Genomic DNA, 22,581 nt, shown 5'->3' with positions numbered 1-22,581 from the left:
TAAATACACCAGCTGGAAAATTTGTTTCGTCTATTAGTTCTGCAAGTATCATTGATGATAGGGGTGCAAGCTCTGAAGGTTTTAAAACCATTGTACAACCAGATGCTATTGCGGGCATTACTTTTAAACAAACTTGGTTCATTGGCCAATTCCATGGAGTGATTAATGCGCAAACGCCTTTGGGCTCATAAATAAGTCTTTGATTAGGTGCATGTTCTCCTAATGGTTTTTCAAATTCAAAATTTTTTAAATATCTTATAAATGATTTTAAATGAGCAGCACCTGTTCCAGCTTGGAGTTTTGTTGCGAAATCTTTTGGCGCTCCCATCTCAGTTGTAATTGCACTTGCAATGTCAGCCCATCTTTTCTTATAATTTTCGTAAAGTTTTTCTAATAATCTTATTCTCTCATCTTTTGATGAAAACGCCCAAGAACTATATGCTTTCTTGGCAGCACTTACAGCATCGTTAACATCATCTTTATTGCCCAATGTTATAACAGCACAATTTTCTTCAGTTGCAGGATCAATTACTTTAATTTCTTCTTTACTTTTTGGTTTTACCCATTTGCCATTAATATAAAAATTCTTTTTATTTTCCATTGCAGATTCCTAACCTTTCTTTATTTTTTTGCAAATAAATTTGTTAATTCATAAACTATGGTAGCAGCCGCAAGTGATGTTACCTCAGCATGATCATATGCAGGTGATACCTCAACAACATCAGCAGAGATTAAATTCATACCTGATAAGCCTCTAATGACATTAACCATTTCTCTAGTGGTCATGCCAGCTATTTCAGGAGTGCCTGTGCCAGGTGCAAAAGCAGGATCTAAAACATCAATATCAATTGATAAATATAATGGATTATCTCCTACTCTTTTTTTAATCCTTTCAGCAATTTTATCAGTCCCTTCAGTTTGAAACTCGTCACAATGAATTATCTTAAATCCAAAACTTTCATCATTTTTAATATCCTCTCTACTGTACAATGGGCCTCTGATACCCACATGCATAGAGGCATCATCCATAAATAAATTTTCTTCTCGCGCTCTTCTAAAAGGTGTCCCATGCGTGTAAGGTGCACCAAAATAAGTGTCCCAGGTATCAAGATGTGCATCGAAATGAACTAATGCAACAGGACCATTATTAATTTTATTTACTGCTTTTAATAAAGGAAAAGCAATTGTATGATCTCCTCCTAAACTTATTATACCACCAGTTTTTTTAAGTAAATCCAAGGCTCCTTCCTCAATTTGTTTAATTGCTTCTTCTATATTGAATGGATTGCAAGTAATATCACCAGCATCAGCAACTTGTTGAACTTTAAAGGGCTCCACATCGTAACTTGGATGATAATTTGTTCTTAAATGTCTTGAAGCTTGTCTGATACTTTGAGGACCAAATCTTGCTCCAGGTCTATAACTTGTACCTGCATCAAATGGTATTCCAACTATTGCAACATCGCAGTACTCAACATCTCTTAATTCTGGAAGTCTAGCAAAAGTTGATGGGCCTGCAAATCTTGGAACCTTTGTACCACTTACTGGTTGAATAGGTTCTTTACTTCTTTTTTTTTTCATCACAAAAACTCTATCACATTCTAACAAATTGGAATATCTTCAATAATACTAATTATGAAATTATTTAAGTTCATTTTATTATGTTTATTTTTAATTTCTCCAGCACAAGCCGATAGTATTTATGAATTAATAAAAATTCCTAACCTGGAAATCTACAATGTTAAAACTGAAAATAAATTAAGATACTTGAGTGCTAAACAGGCATTTACGATAGGTATTGATAACAATATCAATTGTTTTAAATCATCAAAACAAGATCTAGATAGAAAATATAAGATTATTGAAAAAAATCTTAATAGATATTCTCAAAAATTTTTAAAAAAAATAAATTTAAAATACATTGTTATGTGTGAGGACTTGTCAATCTCAGGCATCAACACTGCTGGGATACCTGATAATGTAATGAAAACTTTGATTGTCGATATAAAGTTTAACGATAAATATTTTGAAAGAGTATTACATCATGAAGTGTTCCACATAATAAATGACAGTTACAAAGACATATTTAATGAAAAAATTTGGTCCAGTTTTAATCCTAAAGAGTTTAATTATGCAGAATGTTCAACTTGCACGAAGAAAATAGGTTTAGATACATATTCTAAACCAGATGGTTTTATTACTGAATACTCACGATCAACTGCATCTGAGGATATGGCGGAAGTATTTTCTCATTTAATGTATGGAAATTTACCTGAAACAATTGATCCTATTCTCAAAAAAAAGATAGAATTCATAAAAAAAGGGCTCATGAAAATTGATGAAAGTTTTATTTTATGATTGAAAAGATAAAAGCATCAAAATCTGAAAAAATAATATTTATTTTTGTTGTAATTTTAGGTTTATTTTCAATTACTTCTTTTGTTTTACTAAAAAATAAATGTTTATTTGTTAAGAACTATGATCCAAAAAAAATCAATTTTAAAAATACAAATAATATAGCAATTCTGAACGTTGAATGTGGAAATGTAATTATAGAATTATATCCAGACATATCTCCTAATGGAGTAGAAAGATTTAAAACACTGGTTAAATCCAATGCCTATGATGACGTAGCATTTCATAGGGTAATTAAAGATAAACTTGTACAAGCAGGTGATTTAGAATTTGGAAGAAAAGGAAACATTGATTATGGTAAAATTGGAACTGGAAAATCTGGTCTAGGCACAATCAAATCTGAAGTTGATAAAAATTTTAACTACACTAAAGGAAGCGTAGGATTAACTCGATCTTTAAAATATGATACTGAAGATAGTCAATTTTTTATAATTCTTCAGGATGAGCCTTTATATGAAGGAGAATACACACCCATTGGAAAAGTTATATTTGGCATAGAGGCTTTAGAAAAAATAAAATACTCAAATAAATCTGAATATGTTTTAAGGCCTGACTTTATAAATACTCTTAGATTATTTAATTAACCAAAGGTTTGCCAGTAGCAAGAGTATGTTTGATTCTATCTTGAGTTTGTTTGGTTTCAATTAATCTCATAAAAGCATCAAGTTCTAATTTAAACAAATCATCCTCTGTAAGAGTTTTATCACTTGTAGTCTCACCACCACTTAATACATGGGCTAATTCTTTGGCAACTACCAAGCCATGATCCAATATAACTTTATCATTATAAAGTTTTTCTAAGATTTTATTCATATCATCTATAACTGCTTTACCTGGTAAATTAAATGTAAGCTCATTGGGTGCTTTAAAGTCCTTATTTTCATTTAAGATTTTTTTTGATACTTCAAGTAAGCTATTTCTATTCATAATTCTTTTGTTTTCAGGTAATAAGTATTTCAAAGGTTCTGCCTCAACTGGAGACGTAGCTGTTTTACCATAGCCAATTATATCAAATACTTTCAAAGGTGCATATTTTGGATTTTTCTTAGCCTCTTCAGTGTTTAACCATCTAGCCAACATTTCTTTACATCCACCTCCGGCTGGAATTAATCCAACAATAGTTTCTACTAATCCGATCACAATATTTGTATGTGAGGCTACAAAATTACTTTGAACTAAAACTTCAAAACCTCCACCCAAAGTTAGACCTGATGGAGCAGATATAACTGGGTATTTAGAGTACTTTAGATGTTTGCAAGTTTGTTGAAAATATTTAATAAATTTTTCTATCGATTTAAAATCATTTTTATTAGCAAATTCCATAGTATAGGTCAGGTTAACGCCTGCAGAAAATTGCATACTCTCATTAATTATTATTAAAGGTTTATCCGTTGCTTTCTTAAGTGCATCCATTGAGTCATAATCGAGTGCATTAGCTTTAGTCGTAAACTCAACAATATTAAAATCATTAAATCTATAAATTGCAGCTGAACTATTGCCATCAATACTTGAGGCGGTTTTTTTGATCTTACCTAAAGTTTCAATTGATGTATATTTTTGCCTTTCACCATAAAAATTTTCATCTTTAGAATTCGACAAATTTTCTAAAAAGTTATTACCTTTATATTCATCAACTTTATCGAAGAAATTTTTAACACCAATTTCTTCTAACATCTCAAAAGGTCCTTTCGCCCAGTTAAATCCAAGTCTCATTGCCTCGTCTATGTCATTAAATTCTTTGGTAATCCCAGGAACTAGTGATGAAGCATATTTTATTATCTTGGATAATACTGACCAAGCATATTCTCCATATTTATCTTTTCTATTAATTAGAGCCTTTAAATCTACTTTATCGGACTTAATATCTATTTTTTGACTTGTTGAATACTCGCCAGTTTCAAGATTAATAGCTTCCATAATTTTTCCACTATCAGTCTTCTTCATTCTGTAGAAGCCGCCTTTGCCTTTTCTCCCCGTATATCCAGTTTCAATCAATTTTTTTACTAAAGGAATTTCTTTAGCAACTTCATGGAACTCATCAGATTTTGGAAGCTCTTTAATAAAACTTTTTAAAACATCTGCCATTAAATCTATTCCAATCAAATCATATAATCCAAAAACTCCTGTTTTAGGTATACCCATAGGTCTTCCAAAGATTGCATCTGCTTCCTCCACAGAAAGTTTCATCTTAAATGCTTCAGTCATTGCGATCTGCATTGCGTACACACCTACCCTATTTCCTAAAAAACCTGGGGTATCATTGCATACAATTGCTCCTTTACCCAATTCAACTTCACAAAATTCTTTTAATTGATTTATCTTATTTAAATCATTGTCTTCATTCTTTACTATTTCTAGAAGACCCATATATCTAACTGGGTTAAAAAAATGAGTAATACAAAAATCTTTTTTTTGATCTTTATTTAAATTTTGAGATAAAACTTTAATTGGGATTGAGGAAGTGTTTGATGAAACTATTGCTCCATCTTTCCTGCTTTTAAAAATTTTATCATAAATTTGATGTTTTATATCAATTCTCTCTACAACTGCCTCGACAATCCAGTCAGCATCTTTAACTACATCGAAATCATCAGATATATTTCCAACTTTAATATTATCAATTTTTGTTTTATCAATTAATAAAGGTGGTCTCGATTTGTGAATTCGTTCTCTTGCTTTTTCACTAATTTCAGTTTTTAAATCTAATAATGTAACTGGTATATTTGCATTACAAAGGTGAGCTGCTATACCACTGCCCATTGTACCTGAGCCAATCACAACAACATTCTTAATCTTCATGAAACAATTTTATTATCGATTTATTCCTCTGAGTCTCTCAGATCTTCTTCTTAAAAGCTCAGCGGTAACCAATATCAATGTTGATAATATAATCAAACAAGTTGCTACAGCTAAAATAGTTGGACTTAATTGTTCTCTAAGACCCGTCCACATTTGAATTGGTATAGTTGTATTTTCTAATCCTGCTAAAAATAAAACAACAACAACTTCGTCAAATGAAGTCACAAAAGCAAATAATCCTCCTGAAATAACTCCAGGTAAAATTAGTGGCAAAGTTATTTTCATAAATGTATTTACTGGATCACTGCCTAAACTTGCAGCTGCTCTTGTAACACTGTGGTCAAATCCTGATAATGTGGCTGTCACTGTAATTACTACAAAAGGTGTTCCTAAAATAATGTGTGCTAGAACTATTCCTGTATGTGTTGCTGCCAAACCGGCTTTTGCCATAAAGAAAAATATTGCAACACCAGAAATAATTAACGGAACAATCATTGGTGAAATTAATACTGCCATTATTAAGCCCTTGTAAGGCATATGCCTGCTACTCAATCCTAAAGCCGCAACTGTTCCAAGGATTACTGATCCTATAGTTGCAAAGATTGCTATAATGAAACTATTCTTAGCAGCTAATCCCCATGGATTTTTAGTTCCATAAATCATGTCCTTATACCATCTCAATGAAAAAGCGTCTGGGTCTAAACTTTTCATTCCATCAGAAAAGCTTAAAAATTCTTCTGCATTAAACGATAGTGGAAAAATAACGAATAGAGGTGCAATAAGAAAAAAGAAAACTGCACCACAGATTGTAAGATATACATAATGCCAAATTCTGTAATGTGGTTCGGTATATTTTGGTAAAGCCATTATAATTATCCTAATTTAATATTATCAATTCCAACTATTTTGTTATAAAGCCAATAAATAACCAATACTCCACTCAACAACATTAGTCCCATTGCTGATGCAAAACTCCAATCGAGAGTACTTTTCATATGAAATGCTATTTGATTACTTATTAAAGTACCAGAAGCACCACCAACCAAGGCTGGTGTTATGTAATAACCAATTGCTAAAATAAATACTAATAAACACCCAGCACCTATTCCAGGTATTGTTAATGGGAAATAAACTTTCCAAAATGCTACAAATGGCGTTCCACCTAATGATTTTCCAGCTCTCATTAGACTTGGTGAGATAGTTTTCATTACACTGTATAATGGCAACACCATAAATGGCAGCAATATTTGTGTCATTGCAACATAACTTCCTGTCTTATTATACATCATCTCAGGTCTATTATCGTCTGCTACCAAACCTATTCCGACAAAGAAATCATTTACAATCCCCTGCTGTTGTAACAAAATCATCCAACTAGCAGTTCGTACAAGCAATGAAGTCCAAAACGGTAGCAGTACGCAGATCATCAATAAGTTACTGTACTTCATAGGTAAAGTAGCTAATAAATGAGCTATTGGATAAGCCATTAAGAAACAAAAGACTGTTACAAAGAATGCAATCTCCAAAGTTCTTAACCACAACACTCTATGAATTCTTCTATCTTCCTCAACACTTACTATTTTCCCCTCCTCATTTACATACATATCCATTCCTTTGAGATATTTTTGACCTGTAAATTCAGGAGCTCTTCTTTGAATCGCTCTCCAGTACTCAACGTCAGCCCATCGTTTATGCACTGACATTATTTGTTCTTTATAATTTCCTTCTTCAAATTTTTTTGATGCTCTACGAAGTTTTTTAATAATACTTTTAAATCCATTCTTTGTGTAATTTAACTGAGTAGATAATTTACCCTCACGTTTATCTTCAACTAATTTTATAAAATCTTCATGAAAAGCAGCAAAAACTTCTTCTTCAGGTAATTCTTGACCATCCCAACTTTCCATAGCTTTAAAAGTTTTTGGAAGCATTTGTGTTACCATTTTATCATCAACACTTCTGAACAACATGTCACCTATTGGAAAAACATAAGTGATAATTAAAAAAAATAATAAAGGAGCAACAAGCAAGAAAGCTTTGATTTTATTTTTTTTTTCAGCTTTTTTAAGACTTACCTCTAAAGGTATGCCATCTGTTGTTAGAATCTGTTTTGTTTCTGAGCTCATAAATAAAAAGGGCGGTTAAAAATAACCGCCCTTAAATTATAATATATAATTAAGTTTATGAAAACTTAAATTATAGACCAGCTTTCATAGCTTCCCATTTTTCACCAAGCTCTGTTCCGTTATCAGCCCAGAAAATTGGATCTACTAGGAAGTAGTTTTTAGTGTTAGCTGGTGCAGTTGGCATTTGTGGTACCATGTTAGTCTTACCATCTTTATACCACGGCTCACCTTTTTCCATAATTGCGATTGAAGATTTTCTCCAAGGCGCATATGCGATGTATTTAGCACTTCCTGCTAACATCTCTGCACTAGTCATCATAGCTAAAGCTTTTTTAGCCATACCATTAGCATCGTTTGGTCCACCTTTAACTTGAACGAAATATTCGTAGTCAAGACCTTGGCCATCCCAAACTTGTTTGATTGGTGCACCTTCTCCAATTTCTGCATTGAAGAATCTACCATTCCAACCAGTAGCCATTACTACTTCACCTGATACTAACAGTTCTGGTGGTTGAGCACCTGCAGACCAAAATACACATCCACCTTTTGGATCTGTACATAATTCTTTGATCTTATTCATTGCTCTTTCAACACCTTTTTCTGTTTCTAAAGCTTTGTAGATTTTTGCTCCGCCTTTACCTGGCTTAATACCATCTGCAGCTAAAGCGATCTCTAAATTAGTTAAAGCGCTTTTGTAGATAGCTCTTTTTCCAGGGAATTTCTTTGTGTTAAAGAAATCTTTGATAGTCTTTGGAGTACCTTTAACGTTTTCAGTGTTATAAGCATAGTTCCAAGAATATAAAATATTTCCTACAGCACATTTACTTGGCATTGCAGTAAAGAAATCTTTACTTGCTGGAGTTCCATCTGGAGCTGGTGGGAAGTCTTTGTCAAAATCAAATTCAACAAATAATCCTTCATCACATCCAGTGATAGTATCCATTGCAAACACGTCGATTATATCCCACGTGATCTTTCCAGCTTCTTTTTGTGCTTTGATTTCTGATAAACCACCTGAATAATCAACCCAAGCAATGTTAATGCCTAGTTTTTTAGCAGTAGGATCACCATAACCTAACTTTTGAGACTCAGTATAAGCCCCACCCCAAGACACTGCAGTTACTGTAGTTGCAAATGCTGAAGTAGTTAGTGAAAGTACAAAAGAAATAGCTAGTAATATTTTACTTAGTTTTTTCATTATTCCTCCGTTTAAACGTTTAAAAAACTAATTAAAACAACTTCAGGCGAGAGAGTCAACAGGCCTTTTTCATCAAATATATAAAGACTTATGAGATGTCTATTTTGGATCTAGAGCTCTAGCATCCTCACTATTCCAACCAATCTTAATTTCATTGCCTAATTTAATATCTAAGTTAGATGAACTGTTTGGAACTTTTAAAATAAAATCAGAATTACCTAAAAGATTAATTCTTACTCGTGTATGATCTCCATGATAGATAACTTCTTCAATTTTTCCACCATGTATATTATCCATCTTGCTAGTTGGATTTATTAATGCACGCTCTGGCCTCAAAGATACTGTGGTACGTTCTCCCTTGACCTTAACAGAGATAGGATTCGCCAATATTTCTGCATTTGATAATTTTACTTTACATTTCCCTCCAGAAATATCTGAAACTTCTCCAGCAAAGGTATTATTTTCACCTATAAACTCTGCAACAAATGAGTTAACAGGTTTTTCATATAGTTCATCAGGACTAGAAAGTTGCTGAACTTTACCATCATTAAAAACGGCAATTCGATTTGACATCGTTAATGCTTCACTTTGATCGTGGGTAACATAAACAACAGTTACTCCTATGCTCTCATGAATGTGTTTAATTTCATATTGCATGCTCTCTCTTAAGTTTTTATCTAATGCACCTAAAGGTTCATCCATTAAAACCAATTGTGGATCAAATACTAAAGATCTAGCTACTGCTACTCTTTGTTGTTGTCCACCAGATAATTGTCCTGGCATTCTTGATGCAAATCCTTGTAGAGATACCATCGATAATGCCTTATCAATTTTTTTATCGGCCTCATCCTTTGGAATTTTTCTAACTCTTAAAGGGAAAGCGAGATTTTCATAAACTGTCATATGAGGAAATAAAGCATAGTTTTGAAAGACCATACCTATACCTCTTTTATGTGGAGGAATACTTGAAATTGCCTTTCCATCTAAATAAATTTCACCATGAGTTGGAGTTTCAAAACCCGCTAACATCATCAGACAAGTTGTTTTCCCTGAACCAGATGGACCCAACATTGTAACAAATTCACCCTCAGCTATATCTAACTGTAAGTCTTTGACAACTAATACTTTCCCATCGTAGCTTTTATCTACTTTATCAAATTTTACGAAATCTTTTTTTGAGGCCATAATATTTTTTAACTTTTAAACATTTGTAAGAATAAATATCAACCTTTAATAACTAGCTTTTAACGTGAAGTTCTTTGGACATATTACAAAATAATTCGGATCCTTTATCGGTTACTCTTATTGCTTCTGAAGCTTCTACACCCCAATCTCCAAACTGCATTACAGCAATCATATGAAAACAAACGTTAGGTTCCAAAAGTGTCATATCTCCTTTGTATATATTGAGTGTATGTTCACCCCAATCTGGTGGATAACCAATTCCAATCGAATAACCAGTTCTAGATTTTTTTTCTATTCCATATTTATCTAACACTTTCCAAAAAGCTTTTGCAACATCGTCGACTGTATTTCCTGGTTTTGTAGCGTCTATTCCTGCTTGAAGAGCCTCTATTGTTTTTTTCATCGTATCAATTTTTAATTGATTAGGTTTTCCTAATAATACTGTACGAGCCATAGGAGCGTGATATCTTTTGTAAACACCAGATAACTCAATAATAGTTGCTTCACCCTCTACAAATTTATCTTGTGTAGCAGTTAAATGTGAAGCTGAAGTGCCTTTTCCAGTTGGTAATAAAGTTGCAATACTTGCATATTCTCCACCGAATTTAGGTGTTCCATAAAATAAAGCTTTTTGAATCTCACCGACAGCATCACATTGTCTAACTCCAGGTTTGATTACTTCAAAGGCTGTCTTCATTCCTATTTCAGAAATTTTTGCAGCAGATTTCATATAATCAATTTCAGTATTAGATTTTACCAATCTTGCCCAATTTACTAATCTTTCTGAGTCTTTAATTTTAGCATTTGGTAATCCTTGCTTAATTTTTTCATAACAAAATGCTGTAAAGTAGTGGGCATCCATCTCTAATCCTATTGAAAGTTTATCCCAATTTTTGTCTTTAATTATTTTAACTAAATAATCGTAAGGATGTTTTGGCCATGTATGAATATAGTGTTCATCATAAACAATTATGTTTTCTTTTTTAACATAAGTTTTAATAAAAGCTCCGCCTGCATCTTGTTCTCTTACAAAACATATAGGTTCATCAGCATTCACATGCACTATTACACATTGTGCATAATAAAAAGACCAGGCATCATAACCTGTTAGATAATTCATATTGTTTGTATCGTGAGAAATTAAAAGTTCGATGCCTTTTTCTTGCATCATTTTTTGAACTTTAGAAAGTCTTTGCTTATATTCTTCTTTACTAAAAAGCATAATTAATTATTAAACAATTCTCCATAGCCTTCAATTTTATTTTTATAATCTATTTGATTAAGAGTATCCCAAATCAATGTCTGATTGCTTGACAATACTATCTTTCCTAGTTTTTTTTCTAAATCATTAATTATAGATAACACTGGTAATGCTGTGCAAGAAACAAATAATGCATCACTTTTTGAAAGGTCTTGTTTACTCAATACTTCATATAAATGATCTGGATCAACTCTTCCTATATCTAGATCTGAAGCTATATCAAAATAAGATAACTCTAAAATTTCTATATTTTCTTCTTCAAAGTATTTAATAACAGACTGGTTAATTTCGTCTGTATATGGAGTGAATATTGATATTTTATTTATCTTAAGTTTTTTCAATGCATTGATTGCGGATGTAATTGGAGTAGTTACTTTGGTATTTGGTTTAGCTAAGTTTACCTTCTCATAAATAGATTTATATCCCACAGCTATGGTTCCTGAAGTACACCCATATGCAACACAATCTAATTTTTGGTCTGGTAAAATTTCTTTAGTCACATCAGTGATGTCATTGGCCATTTTTTTTAATGTTTCATTTGTAAGTGGATTATATGATTTAATTCTGTTTGAATACAAATCTATATCTCTTCCGTAAATTATATTATTAAAATCTTTTTCAATACTAAAATCACTAGCTAAAGTAATTAAGCCTACTCTAGGATTGTTTTTTTTAATATATTTTGGTTCTAATTTACTAATTTCCATTTAATGGTTAATTAACCATAGTTTGATTAAGTATTAAATGAATGTTTTCTAGAAGGGAATCTTTTTTTTGTGACTTCTGATTTATATCTTTTAACTGCATTTTCAATAATTCTACTAATATTGATATACTTTTTAACAAATTTAAATTTGCTCTTACTTAAACCAATCAAATCATCAATTACCAAGACTTGGCCATCACAATTAGCGGAGGAACCTATTCCAATTGATGGAATTAGAAGATTATCAGTAATTTTTTTTGATAACTTTGTTTCTATACATTCTAATACAATCGAAAAAGCTCCTGCATTTTCTAAAAGTTTTGTATCATTTAAAATTCTATCGCTTTCTTGTTGTTTTTTTCCTTTAAAAGTAAATTTCTTGTCCGTTTGAGGTAATATGCCAACATGGCCCATAACAGGTATTTTATTTTGAACTAATTTTTTAACTATTGGGATTATTTTTTTTCCACCCTCTAATTTAACTGCATCACATTTAGTTTTTTTCATTACTAATTTCGCATTTTTTAATGCTTCTTTTGGATTACGGTATGTATTATAAGGCATATCAACAACCATTAATGATTGTTTTACTCCTGACCTGACACTTATGGAATGATTAATCATTGTCTCTAAAGTTACTTCTCTAGTTGATTTATAATTATAAAGAACCGATCCTAAAGAGTCCCCTACCAACACCAGATCACAATGATTATCTAAAATTTCAGCAACATTTTTTGAATAAGCTGTAAGACAAACAATTTTAGATTTGTTTTTTTTATTAAGAATTTTTTTTATTTTTTTATTCATTTATTCTAGCTCTATAGTGCTAGGAGGCTTTGAGGTTATATCATAAACTACTCTATTAATTCCCCTAATACTATTCACAATTTTATTAGAGATCTCTTGAATAAATGATTTTTTAAATTCATAAAAATCTGCAGTCATACCATCTTGAGAAGTAATAGCTCTTAACAAACATAAATATTCATATGTTCGATTATCTCCCATTACACCAACTGTTTTAACTGGAAGTAAAGCTGCATATGCTTGCCATATCTTATTATATAAATTGTGTTTTCTTAAAGCCTGAATAAAGTAATGATCAGCCTCTTTTAAAATTTTAATTTTTTCTTTTGTTATCAAGCCTGGCATTCTTATAGCTAAACCTGGACCGGGGAAAGGATGTCTAGAAATAATTTCTTTACTTAATTTTAATTCTAATCCTAATTTTCTCACTTCATCTTTAAACAAAAATTTAAGTGGTTCAATAAGGTTAAGATTCATTTTTTTTGGTAATCCACCAACATTATGGTGAGATTTAATTTTTGAAGTTTGACTGCCAGTCACAGATTTACTCTCAATTAGATCAGGATAAAGAGTACCTTGAGCTAAAAATTTTACATTCTTAATCTTTTTTGCATAACGTTCAAAAATTTTAATAAATAAATTTCCAATTATTTTCCTTTTTTTTTCTGGATCTGAAATATTTCTTAATCTTTTAATAAATTCTTTTTCAGCATTTACATAAATCAAATTAATTTTTAATCTTTTTTTAAAGGTTGTGATTACTTGTTTTTCTTCATTTTTTCTAAGCAATCCAGTGTTAACAAATATACAATATAATTTTTTTCCAATTGCCTTATTTAAAAGCTGAGCAACGACACTACTATCTACACCTCCTGATAGAGCGCAAATTACTTTATTTGATCCAACTTGTTGCTTCACCTCTTTAATCAATTGAATTTTTTGGCTTTTTGAAGACCAATTTTTTTTAATTTTACAAATATCAAAAATAAAATTACTTATTAATTTTCTTCCATTTTCTGTATGTGTAACTTCTGGATGAAATTGCACACCAAAAATTTTTTCATTCTTACTTTCTACTATAGCAAATTTTGAATTTTCACTTGATGCAATAACTTTAAATGATTTAGGTAATTTATAAACTTGGTCAGCATGGCTCATCCATACCTTTATTCTTTTTTTAATAAAAAAATTTTTAATTAATAAACTATTATTTTTTTTATTAATATTAGCTAAACCAAATTCTCTATGTTTTGATTGTTTTACTTTGCCGCCATTAAATTTTGATAAAATCTGATGACCAAAACAAATTCCTAAAATTGGAATTCCTAGTTTTAAAATTTTTTTATCAAATAAATTTTGATTAAGCTGGTAAACATTTAAAGGACCTCCAGACAAAACTATTCCTTTTATATTTTGTTTAATTTGTGAACTTTTTATTTTTTTATGACTTGTTAATTCTGAATATACTCCAAGTTCTCTAATTCTTCTTACAATTAATTGAGTAAATTGTGAACCAAAATCAATAATTAAGATTTTGTCTAAATTTAAATCAAGACTCATTTTCTGGTTCTAAATTATTTAAATCCTCTATAATTTTTTTATTTTTTGTACATAAATTTTTACAAACTTTTGTAAATCTTTCTGATAATTCCTTGACTTTTGAATAATTAGTTTTTTTTATTCCTATTTCCATCAGCATTAAAATTGCCTCTTCATTTACTGGATCGATCAATAAAGTCGTTTCTAGATTTTTTTCTTCATTTTTTTGATCATCCTTTTCTTTATAAATTTTGGCTAAATATAAATATGAATCAGCATGTTTAGGATCAAAAACTATACTTCTTTGTAATAAAAATTTTGCGTCTTCATATCTTTTTTTCTCAAATAATTTAACTCCTTCATTAAAATAATTTTCATTACCAAAAGAAATGTTAGGGTAAATGATAAAACTTATTAAAGTTATTATTTTAAAAAATTTAATCATCAATATTTAGTATCAGTTTTTACTATATCAACACTGTGGACCATACTTTCATAAAATCCTGCTTTTGTAATTTTTACAAATTTTGGCTTATTCCTTAAATATTTTATTTGTTTAGATCCTAAATAACCCATAGATGATCTTAATCCACCTATCAACTTATAGATAATATTGTTAACCTTTCCCTTATATTTTGCATAACCTTCTACCCCTTCAGGTACATACTTTGATAAATCCTTTTGTTTTGATTGAAAATATCTATCAGCTGAACCTTTATTCATTGCTCCAACAGATCCCATTCCTCTAAAGCTCTTAAAATATTTTCCATTTCTTTTAATTAATCTACCAGGAGCTTCATCTGTTCCTGCAAATAATGATCCTACCATGACGGCATCTGCTCCTGCCGCAAAAGCTTTTGCTAAATCTCCTGAATATTTAATTCCCCCATCTGCTATGATCTTTACTTTTTTATTCTTAATACCATTTCTCACTGTGAGAATTGCACTTAATTGTGGAACACCAATTCCAGCAACCAATCGGGTGGTGCAAATTGAGCCGGGACCAATCCCAACTTTAATTATATCAACACCCAAATTAAGTAAGAATTTAGCGGCCTCAGGAGTAGCAATATTGCCCGCGCATAAAGCTGTTTTTTTACTCTTAATTTTTCTAATTAATTTGATTATTTCCGAAACTTTTTTTGTATGACCATGAGCTGTGTCAACTACAATTAAATTGACTCCTTCTTTTAAAATTGCTTTTGCTCTTTTGAGTTCATCTGGACCAGCTCCTACTGCCGCTCCAATCATTAAATTATTTCTTTTTACTTTTTTAATTTCACTTATTTGTTTTTTTACATTCAAATTTCTGTGAATAACTCCTATTCCACCTGCTTTAGCAATAGCTATTGCCATTTTACTTTCTGTAACAGTATCCATTGCAGATGATAATAATGGAATTTTTAATTTTAAATTTTCAGTTAATTTAATACTTGTGTCTACTTCTGATGGCAGAATTTCCGAATACTTTGGTGCTAACGTTACATCATCAAAGGTAAGAGCTTCTTTAATAGGAACCATAATCATTTATATATGATTCCTTTTATTTTTAAAGTGTCTATCTTAAATTTTTACAAATTATAAAACTTTCTTTGGAATCTTTACGACTTGATTTTGGTTTAAAAACCTTAACTTCTTTAAAGATTTTTTTTCCTAGTGCGACAATTTCATTAAAAGTACTACCCATGAATATTTTTGATATAAAATACCCTTTTTCAATTAAAATATCTTTTGAGAACAACATGGCTTCTTTACACAATTCTCCTGTTTGGATTGAGTCAAGGTCTTTTATACCAGTCGTATTAACAGCCATGTCAGACATAACAACATTAGATTTTTTAGTTAATAATTTTTTAATTTTTTCTTGAGTTTCTTTTAAAGTAAAATCTCCTTTAATCTGAAGTGTGTTTAATATTATTTCCATTTCTTTTAAGTCGATAGAAATTATTTTTCCTTTTTTGACAACTTTTGAAGCATATTGAGACCAACTACCAGGTGCTGCACCAATATCAATTACGGTCAATCCTGTTTTAAAAATTTTATATTTTTGATCTATCTCAATTAATTTATATGCAGATCTAGCCCTATAACCGTCAATTTTAGATTGTCGTACATAAGCATCTCTTGATTGTTTGTTGATCCAATTTTTTGAAATTTTATTTTTCTTCAATTAATTACTAAATCTTAGACTTTTTTCTAAAAACTTTCCTTCAAGATTTTCTATTTGTATTTTTATATTTTTATCAACTCTCATATCTTTACCATCTTTCCAAATACCTGCAGCAAGATGCATTATCCCAATTTTATTATTTGGTAAAAAAGGTTCTACAAAAGTAGAATTCATTTCATCAAATTTAGGTAATAAATTACTCGTTATCCAATTACAATTTAATGGCAAAAACTCTGTTTCTATTTCATCAATATAAACTGACATATTTATGGCTAACCCCTCAGATCCAAATACATTACCAGCCTTAAGAGTTTGAAATAAATTTTTTTGCCAAGAGTCCCATCCAGGTGAATCTTCCTCCATTGAAAAAACACCAATGTTAATATGAGGTGCAAAAGCAAGTTTTCGAGCTTTTGAATATCCAATTTTGGATTTAACTGCATGTTTAAAATTTTGAGATTTTATGATTGCGAGCTTGCCAAATAACCAATTAACTTTAGAAGTAATCTTGTACCCAGGGCCAATAGTTTGTGTAATTCCAAGTTTTCCATTTTCACAAGCCTTAAAATATAGTTCAACAGATTGCCAATCATTTACCCATGCATCACAATCTATCCATAAGTATTTTTTATAATTTGGAAAGTACTTTGGCAAAAAAGCTCTTGATACTTGGCTTTTAAGCCATTCTTTATTCTTTACTTTATAATTTGGAACTTCAATATCCCATTCAGCAGACTTCAATTCATCAACTTTTTTAAGAAGTGACTCTTTTTGTTTTATTTCTAAACCTGCATCCAAAATACAAATTGCAATATCCTTGCTTTGTTTGAAACGCCTAATAGATTCTATTAGTTCCTCTAGAAGTGGATAATAGTTAGCATCTGCTAAAGAAACAATTGCATTTTTTTTCATCTACAAAACGTCTTCTAATCCTTCTTCTTTATCTGAGGTAATATTTTTTTCTTTTTTTATCTTTTTATAGTGAAAATAACTTATAGGAATTAAACAAATATAGATTAAACAACTAACAGCTAAAATTTTAAAAGTATAAACTAATAATGCACCAAAAAATAAAACTATTCCAAATAATAAAAATTTTGTCATTGTTCTTGGTATAACTATTTTTTTGAATGAATATGTTGGAATAGTACTAATTAATAATATTGAAACTATAATGAAAAAAATTGGTACTAACAAATCATAATCAATTTTAAATAAAAATTTTTCTAAACCACTAAAACTCAGAATTAAAGGCATTAAAACCAATATACCTCCAGCTGGCGAAGGTACACCTTCAAAAAAGTTATCTCTCCAAGAAGGATCTTCTTCTGTGTTAATATTAAATCTTGCTAATCTTAAAGCAACACAAACTACATAAGTTAAACAAACAAACCAGCCTAATCTTTCTAAATATTGTAAGTTCCAGAAATACATTATTAGCGCTGGTGCAACTCCAAAACTTATAACATCTCCAAGCGAATCTAATTCTTTACCCATTTTTGAAGTACCTTTAATTAATCTAGCTATTCGGCCATCTAATGCATCCATCAAACTTGCAAATAAAATTGCAATAATAGCTATTGCAAACTTTCCATCAATCGCGAATTTAATTGATGTTAAGCCTATACAAACACCTATTAAGGTAATTGCATTGGGTAAAATTAATCTTGTTTTTTTATCAGAGACAATTTTAAATTTATTTTTTTGTTGTTCCATAAGCTATTTTTTTGCTAACAAAGTTTCACCGGAAATAGCTCTTTGTCCAATTTTAACTAAAGGTTGGTAATTCTCATAATAAACATCTGCTCTGCTTCCAAATCTAATCATTCCTATTCTTTCACCTTGAGATAAATTTTGATTTTTATTTGTTTCGCAAACAATTCTCCTAGCAATCAAACCTGCAATTTGAACTACTACGATTTCATCTCCATGTATATCATTTATCTTATAATAATTTCTTTCGTTATCTTCACTAGCTTTGTCTAATGATGCATTAAAAAATTTTCCTGGTTTATATAATATTTCTTCTATTTGTCCTTTGCATGGTGTCCTGTTCACATGACAATCAAAAACATTCATAAAGATACTAATCTTTTTAAATTTCCTATTTTCTAATCCCAACTCTTTTGGACCATCAACTTCTTCAACTTTAATTATCTCACCATCCGCTGGGCTTACCAAATAATTATCATCATTAATAATTACTCTTTCGGGGTCTCTGAAAAAATAATAAACCCAAATTGAGAGTACAAGACCGATTAAACCTAAAAAGTTACTAAAGCTATAAAAAATAATTGTTAATATAACTGCAATTACAATAAATTTATAACCCTCAGAGTGAAGTTTTGGAAAGATTTTACTAAACATGTTCTTATATTTGATAATTTTTGATTAATATGTATATAAAACTACGAAATTCAATTAATAAGATGTTTCATTTAAATGAGTAAAATCAAAGTAAAAAATCAAGTTGTAGAGCTAGATGGAGATGAAATGACCAGAATTATCTGGGAGTTCATTAAAAATAAACTAATTTTGCCTTATCTAGATCTTGGAATTGAATACTATGATTTAGGAATGAAAAGCAGGGATCAAACCGATGATCAAATAACTATAGACTCTGCTAACGCAATAAAAAAAATAGGGGTTGGAATTAAATGCGCAACAATAACTCCTGACGAAACAAGGGTTGAGGAATTTAAACTAAAAAAAATGTGGAGATCTCCAAATGGTACAATAAGAAATATTATTGGAGGCACAGTATTCAGAGAGCCTATAATTTGTAAAAATATTCCAAAGTTAGTTCCTTCATGGAAAGATCCAGTAATTATTGGAAGACACGCATTTGGCGATCAATACAGAGCGACAGATTTTAAAGTTCCTGGAAAAGGAAAATTAGAAGTGAAATGGACATCTGAAAATGGAAAAGAAGAAATTAAACATGAGGTTTTCAACTTTACAGGACCTGGAGTTGCACTTTCAATGTATAATTTAGATAAATCAATTGAAGATTTTGCAAGATCTTGTTTTAGTTATGGATTGATAAAAAAGTGGCCTGTTTATCTTTCGACAAAAAATACTATTTTAAAAAAGTATGACGGAAGATTTAAAGATATATTTGAACAAGTTTTTGATAAAGAATTTAAAAAAAAGTTTGAAGAAGCAAAAATAACTTATGAACACAGGTTGATCGATGACATGGTAGCATGTGCAATGAAGTGGAGTGGAAAATATATTTGGGCATGTAAAAATTATGATGGCGATGTACAATCAGATACAATGGCTCAGGGTTATGGCTCATTAGGATTGATGACAAGTACATTGTTAACTCCAGATGGAAAAGTTATGGAGGCGGAGGCTGCGCACGGTACAGTAACCAGACACTTTAGATTACATCAACAAGGTAAAGAAACTTCTACAAATCCTATTGCCTCAATTTTCGCATGGACTAGAGGATTAGCTCACAGGGGAAAGTTAGACGAAAATAATGAATTAATCAAATTTGCGAATATAATTGAGAATGTCTGCATAGAATGTGTTGAAAGTGGTTTTATGACAAAAGATTTAGCAGTTTTAATTGGACCTTCAAGTAAATATCTAACTACTAACCGATTGTTAGATGAGATTGATGGAAGATTAAAAAAGAAATTAAATTAGAGACTTTATTTTTGCAAAAGCTTCACTAATCTTACTTGAGTCTTGGCCTCCTGCTTGAGCAAAATCTTTTCTACCACCACCTCCTTGACCACCAATAATCTCAGAACTTAATTTTACAAATTTAACAGCATCAAATTTATTAGTTAATTTATCTGTTATACCAACAGCAACACCAACTTTGTCATCTTTGCTCGCAAAAACTACTACAATTCCCTCACCTAAATCTTTTTTGCCATTATCTACAAGTTTTCTTAATTCTTTTGGCGGCAAACCATCAACATTTTGAAATCTTATTTTAATACCTTTGATTTCTTCATCTTTTATTTCATTTTTTTTTTTATCATTAAGAATATATTTAACTGATAAAGTATCTAGTTGTTTTGTTAAATCTTTTATCAATAATTTTTGATCTGATTGATTGATATTTGGCTTTCCTCCCAAACTTATTATCTGTTTTGTAAGGTCCTTTATTATCTCCTCATTTTTTTTTGAGGATAAATTTAATTGTTTTTCTTTATTATTTAAATAATCTTCTAATTGCTTGTCTCTTAAAGCTTCTATTCTTCTTACTCCTGCAGCTATAGAGGATTGGTTTATAATTTTAAATTTACCAATATCGCCTGTGTTTTTAACATGTGTCCCGCCACATAATTCTGTTGAAAAATACTTCCCATTATCATCTCCCATTGAAAGCACTCTTACTTCGTCACCATATTTTTCTCCAAAAAGTGCTAACGCTCCATTTTCTACAGCCTCATCTGGTGTCATTAATCTTGTTCTTACATCTGTTTTTTTTGTCACCATTGAATTCACAAATGTTTCAATTTTTTTAATCTCATCCTCAGAAATTGGTTTCATATGACTAAAATCAAATCTTAAACGACTAGGTTCTACTAATGAACCTTTTTGGGTAACATGTGTTCCTAAAACTCTTCTGAGAGATTCATGAAGTAGGTGTGTTGCTGAATGATAAGCTCTTGTATTGTTTCGTCTAATTTTATCTATTTTCATTTCAATATTATCGCCAAGTTTTACAGACCCATTTAAGACTTTTCCGTAATGAACAAAAAGATCACCTAATTTTTTTTGTACATCTGTTACCATAAATCTAAATTCACCATTCTTAAATCCTCCGATATCTCCTACTTGACCACCTGACTCTCCATAAAAAGGTGTTTGGTTAGTAATAATCATTCCCTCGTCACCTGATTTTAATTCTTTAACTTCTTTGTTATCTTTTAATAACGATAAAATTACTCCTTCGGCTTGATTTGTTTCATAACCTAAAAATTCTGTAGCACCTAACTTGTCTCTAATTCCAAACCAAATATCCTCTACTGCAGCATCTCCAGATCCTTTCCAATTTTTCTTGGCGAGCTCTCTACTTTCTTTCATTAATGATTGAAATTTTTTTGTATCAATTGAAAGAGATTTATTTCTTAAAATATCTTCAGTAAGATCTAATGGAAATCCATAAGTATCATATAATTTAAAAGCAACATCACCAGGAAGAACTTTATCAATTTTTAATATTTCATCATTTAATATTTTAATTCCTCGATCTAATAAAACTAAGAATTTTTCTTCCTCCATTTTAAGAGTTTCTTTTATTAATGACTCCGCTCTTTTTAATTCTGGATAATTACCTGACATTTCAATTTTAAGAGTTTCAAACAAATTATAAAAAACTGGTTCCTTCGATCCTAATAAATGAGAGTGTCTCATTCCTCTTCTCATGATTCGTCTTAGAACGTATCCTCTGCCCTCATTTGATGGCAGAACGCCTTCCGCGATTAAAAATGAACTAGCTCTTAAATGATCTGCGATAACTCTAAAACTTGAAAGATTGTCTTTGTCCGGTTTTTTTTTAACAATTTCTGAAGTTGACTGAATTAATTTTTTAAAATGATCTGTTTCATAATTATCATGAGTTCCTTGCAATAGAGCTGCAATTCTCTCTAATCCCATTCCAGTATCAACTGATGGTTTGGGTAAGTTAATTCTTTTATCTTTAGAAACTTGTTCGTATTGCATAAAAACCAAATTCCAAATTTCAATAAATCTATCTCCATCTTCATCTTTACTACCAGGCAAACCTCCTTTTAGATGGTCTCCGTGATCATAAAAAATTTCTGAGCATGGTCCGCACGGACCTGTTTCACCCATTGACCAGAAGTTGTCTGAGGTTGAAATTCTTATAATTTTATGATCATTAAAACCAGCTATTTTCTTCCAAAAATTAAAGGCTTCATCATCTTCATGAAAAACTGTTACATAAAGTTTATTTTTATCTAATCCAAAATCTTTAGTAATTAAATCCCACGCATAGTGAATGGCTTTTTCTTTAAAATAGTCTCCAAACGAAAAATTACCTAACATTTCAAAAAATGTATGGTGTCTTGGGGTGTAACCAACATTTTCTAAATCATTATGTTTTCCACCAGCTCTGACACATTTTTGTGATGTTGTTGCTCTTTGATAGTCTCTTTTCTCTAAACCAGTAAACACATTTTTAAACTGAACCATTCCAGAATTAGCAAACATTAATGTTGGGTCATTATTTGGAACTAAATTGCTAGACTCTACAATCTTATGATCATTTTTCTCAAAATATTTTAAGAACGTCTCTCTTATTTGATTTAATGATTTTTGAGCCATATTTTTAAAATACAGCTTTTTTGTTCTATGTCTAGATAGCGATAAAGGGAAAAGGCGCTT

The 22,581-nt window shown here is 30.5% G+C and carries 21 protein-coding genes; 3 read left to right on the top strand and 18 right to left on the bottom strand.

All coding sequences use genetic code 11. The features are described from left to right. Together AMN70_RS04740 and speB are read right to left on the bottom strand one after the other, a co-directional pair. Positions 1-601: aldehyde dehydrogenase family protein (locus AMN70_RS04740; RefSeq protein ID WP_143323421.1), on the bottom strand; the 601-nt coding region annotated here is incomplete at its 3' end. A 20-nt stretch (positions 602-621) separates the two neighbouring features. Next, a complete protein-coding gene (gene speB / locus AMN70_RS04735) occupies positions 622-1,581 on the bottom strand; it encodes an agmatinase (protein ID WP_075502272.1) in 960 nt (319 codons plus the stop codon). A gap of 54 nt (positions 1,582-1,635) precedes the next feature. Between speB and AMN70_RS04730 the strand changes: the two genes are divergently transcribed. Further along, positions 1,636-2,358 (top strand): putative zinc-binding metallopeptidase, encoded by a 723-nt coding sequence (locus AMN70_RS04730; protein WP_075502270.1) that lies wholly within the window; start codon positions 1,636-1,638, stop codon positions 2,356-2,358. Continuing rightward, entirely contained in the window at positions 2,355-2,999 is a 645-nt protein-coding gene (locus tag AMN70_RS04725) for a peptidylprolyl isomerase (RefSeq protein WP_075502268.1), read from the top strand. The genes AMN70_RS04730 and AMN70_RS04725 overlap by 4 nt, the downstream gene beginning before the upstream one ends. Here AMN70_RS04725 and AMN70_RS04720 read toward each other — a convergent pair. The 15 genes from AMN70_RS04720 to AMN70_RS04650 form a co-directional block, all read right to left on the bottom strand. Further along, a complete protein-coding gene (locus AMN70_RS04720; protein WP_075502266.1) occupies positions 2,992-5,214 on the bottom strand; it encodes a 3-hydroxyacyl-CoA dehydrogenase/enoyl-CoA hydratase family protein in 2,223 nt (740 codons plus the stop codon). The two genes, AMN70_RS04725 and AMN70_RS04720, sit on opposite strands and share 8 nt — an antisense overlap. A 12-nt stretch (positions 5,215-5,226) precedes the next feature. After that, positions 5,227-6,081 carry an ABC transporter permease gene (locus AMN70_RS04715; RefSeq protein ID WP_075502264.1) on the bottom strand — a complete coding sequence of 285 codons (855 nt, stop codon included), beginning with the start codon at positions 6,079-6,081 and terminating at the stop codon, positions 5,227-5,229. Between the two features lie 5 nt (positions 6,082-6,086). Further along, positions 6,087-7,340, bottom strand: coding sequence for an ABC transporter permease subunit (locus tag AMN70_RS04710; protein ID WP_075502262.1), 1,254 nt, complete (start codon positions 7,338-7,340; stop codon positions 6,087-6,089). 70 nt (positions 7,341-7,410) lie between these two features. Beyond that, positions 7,411-8,538 (bottom strand): extracellular solute-binding protein, encoded by a 1,128-nt coding sequence (locus AMN70_RS04705; RefSeq protein ID WP_075502260.1) that lies wholly within the window; start codon positions 8,536-8,538, stop codon positions 7,411-7,413. 99 nt (positions 8,539-8,637) lie between these two features. Then, complete coding sequence (locus AMN70_RS04700; protein WP_075502256.1) at positions 8,638-9,723, bottom strand: ABC transporter ATP-binding protein; 1,086 nt, start codon at positions 9,721-9,723, stop codon at positions 8,638-8,640. Positions 9,724-9,775: 52 nt separating this feature from the next. Beyond that, positions 9,776-10,945, bottom strand: a complete 1,170-nt coding sequence (locus AMN70_RS04695) for a M24 family metallopeptidase (RefSeq protein ID WP_075502254.1) — start codon at positions 10,943-10,945, stop codon at positions 9,776-9,778. A 2-nt stretch (positions 10,946-10,947) separates the two neighbouring features. Next, positions 10,948-11,691, bottom strand: coding sequence for a maleate cis-trans isomerase family protein (locus AMN70_RS04690; protein ID WP_075502252.1), 744 nt, complete (start codon positions 11,689-11,691; stop codon positions 10,948-10,950). A 26-nt stretch (positions 11,692-11,717) separates the two neighbouring features. Beyond that, positions 11,718-12,497 (bottom strand): 3-methyl-2-oxobutanoate hydroxymethyltransferase, encoded by a 780-nt coding sequence (panB, locus tag AMN70_RS04685; RefSeq protein ID WP_075502251.1) that lies wholly within the window; start codon positions 12,495-12,497, stop codon positions 11,718-11,720. Next, positions 12,498-14,057, bottom strand: coding sequence for a glutamine-hydrolyzing GMP synthase (gene guaA, locus AMN70_RS04680; protein ID WP_075502249.1), 1,560 nt, complete (start codon positions 14,055-14,057; stop codon positions 12,498-12,500). Further along, positions 14,047-14,481 (bottom strand): tetratricopeptide repeat protein, encoded by a 435-nt coding sequence (locus tag AMN70_RS04675; protein ID WP_075502247.1) that lies wholly within the window; start codon positions 14,479-14,481, stop codon positions 14,047-14,049. Before AMN70_RS04675 ends, guaA begins: the two co-directional genes overlap by 11 nt. Continuing rightward, positions 14,481-15,557: an IMP dehydrogenase gene (guaB, locus tag AMN70_RS04670; protein ID WP_075502278.1), complete on the bottom strand. Its 1,077-nt coding sequence runs from the start codon at positions 15,555-15,557 to the stop codon at positions 14,481-14,483. Before guaB ends, AMN70_RS04675 begins: the two co-directional genes overlap by 1 nt. Before the next feature lie 37 nt (positions 15,558-15,594). Continuing rightward, positions 15,595-16,206, bottom strand: a complete 612-nt coding sequence (locus tag AMN70_RS04665) for an RlmE family RNA methyltransferase (protein WP_075502245.1) — start codon at positions 16,204-16,206, stop codon at positions 15,595-15,597. Next, positions 16,207-17,118 carry a glycosyltransferase gene (locus AMN70_RS04660; protein WP_075502243.1) on the bottom strand — a complete coding sequence of 304 codons (912 nt, stop codon included), beginning with the start codon at positions 17,116-17,118 and terminating at the stop codon, positions 16,207-16,209. It lies immediately after the preceding gene. Then, positions 17,119-17,922, bottom strand: a complete 804-nt coding sequence (gene pssA, locus AMN70_RS04655) for a CDP-diacylglycerol--serine O-phosphatidyltransferase (RefSeq protein ID WP_075502241.1) — start codon at positions 17,920-17,922, stop codon at positions 17,119-17,121. Between the two features lie 3 nt (positions 17,923-17,925). Next, positions 17,926-18,573, bottom strand: a complete 648-nt coding sequence (locus AMN70_RS04650) for a phosphatidylserine decarboxylase (RefSeq protein WP_075502239.1) — start codon at positions 18,571-18,573, stop codon at positions 17,926-17,928. A 75-nt stretch (positions 18,574-18,648) separates the two neighbouring features. Between AMN70_RS04650 and AMN70_RS04645 the strand changes: the two genes are divergently transcribed. Next, positions 18,649-19,863: an NADP-dependent isocitrate dehydrogenase gene (locus AMN70_RS04645; protein WP_075502237.1), complete on the top strand. Its 1,215-nt coding sequence runs from the start codon at positions 18,649-18,651 to the stop codon at positions 19,861-19,863. Here AMN70_RS04645 and alaS read toward each other — a convergent pair. Beyond that, a complete protein-coding gene (alaS, locus tag AMN70_RS04640) occupies positions 19,855-22,521 on the bottom strand; it encodes an alanine--tRNA ligase (protein ID WP_075502235.1) in 2,667 nt (888 codons plus the stop codon). The genes AMN70_RS04645 and alaS overlap by 9 nt on opposite strands. Between the last annotated feature and the right edge of the window lie 60 nt (positions 22,522-22,581).

The sequence above is a fragment of the Candidatus Pelagibacter communis genome (assembly GCF_001179925.1).
Taxonomy (GTDB): domain Bacteria; phylum Pseudomonadota; class Alphaproteobacteria; order Pelagibacterales; family Pelagibacteraceae; genus Pelagibacter; species Pelagibacter ubique_E.
Note: the sequence above shows the minus strand (reverse complement) of the source record. Positions and strands in the feature narration are given on the sequence as shown.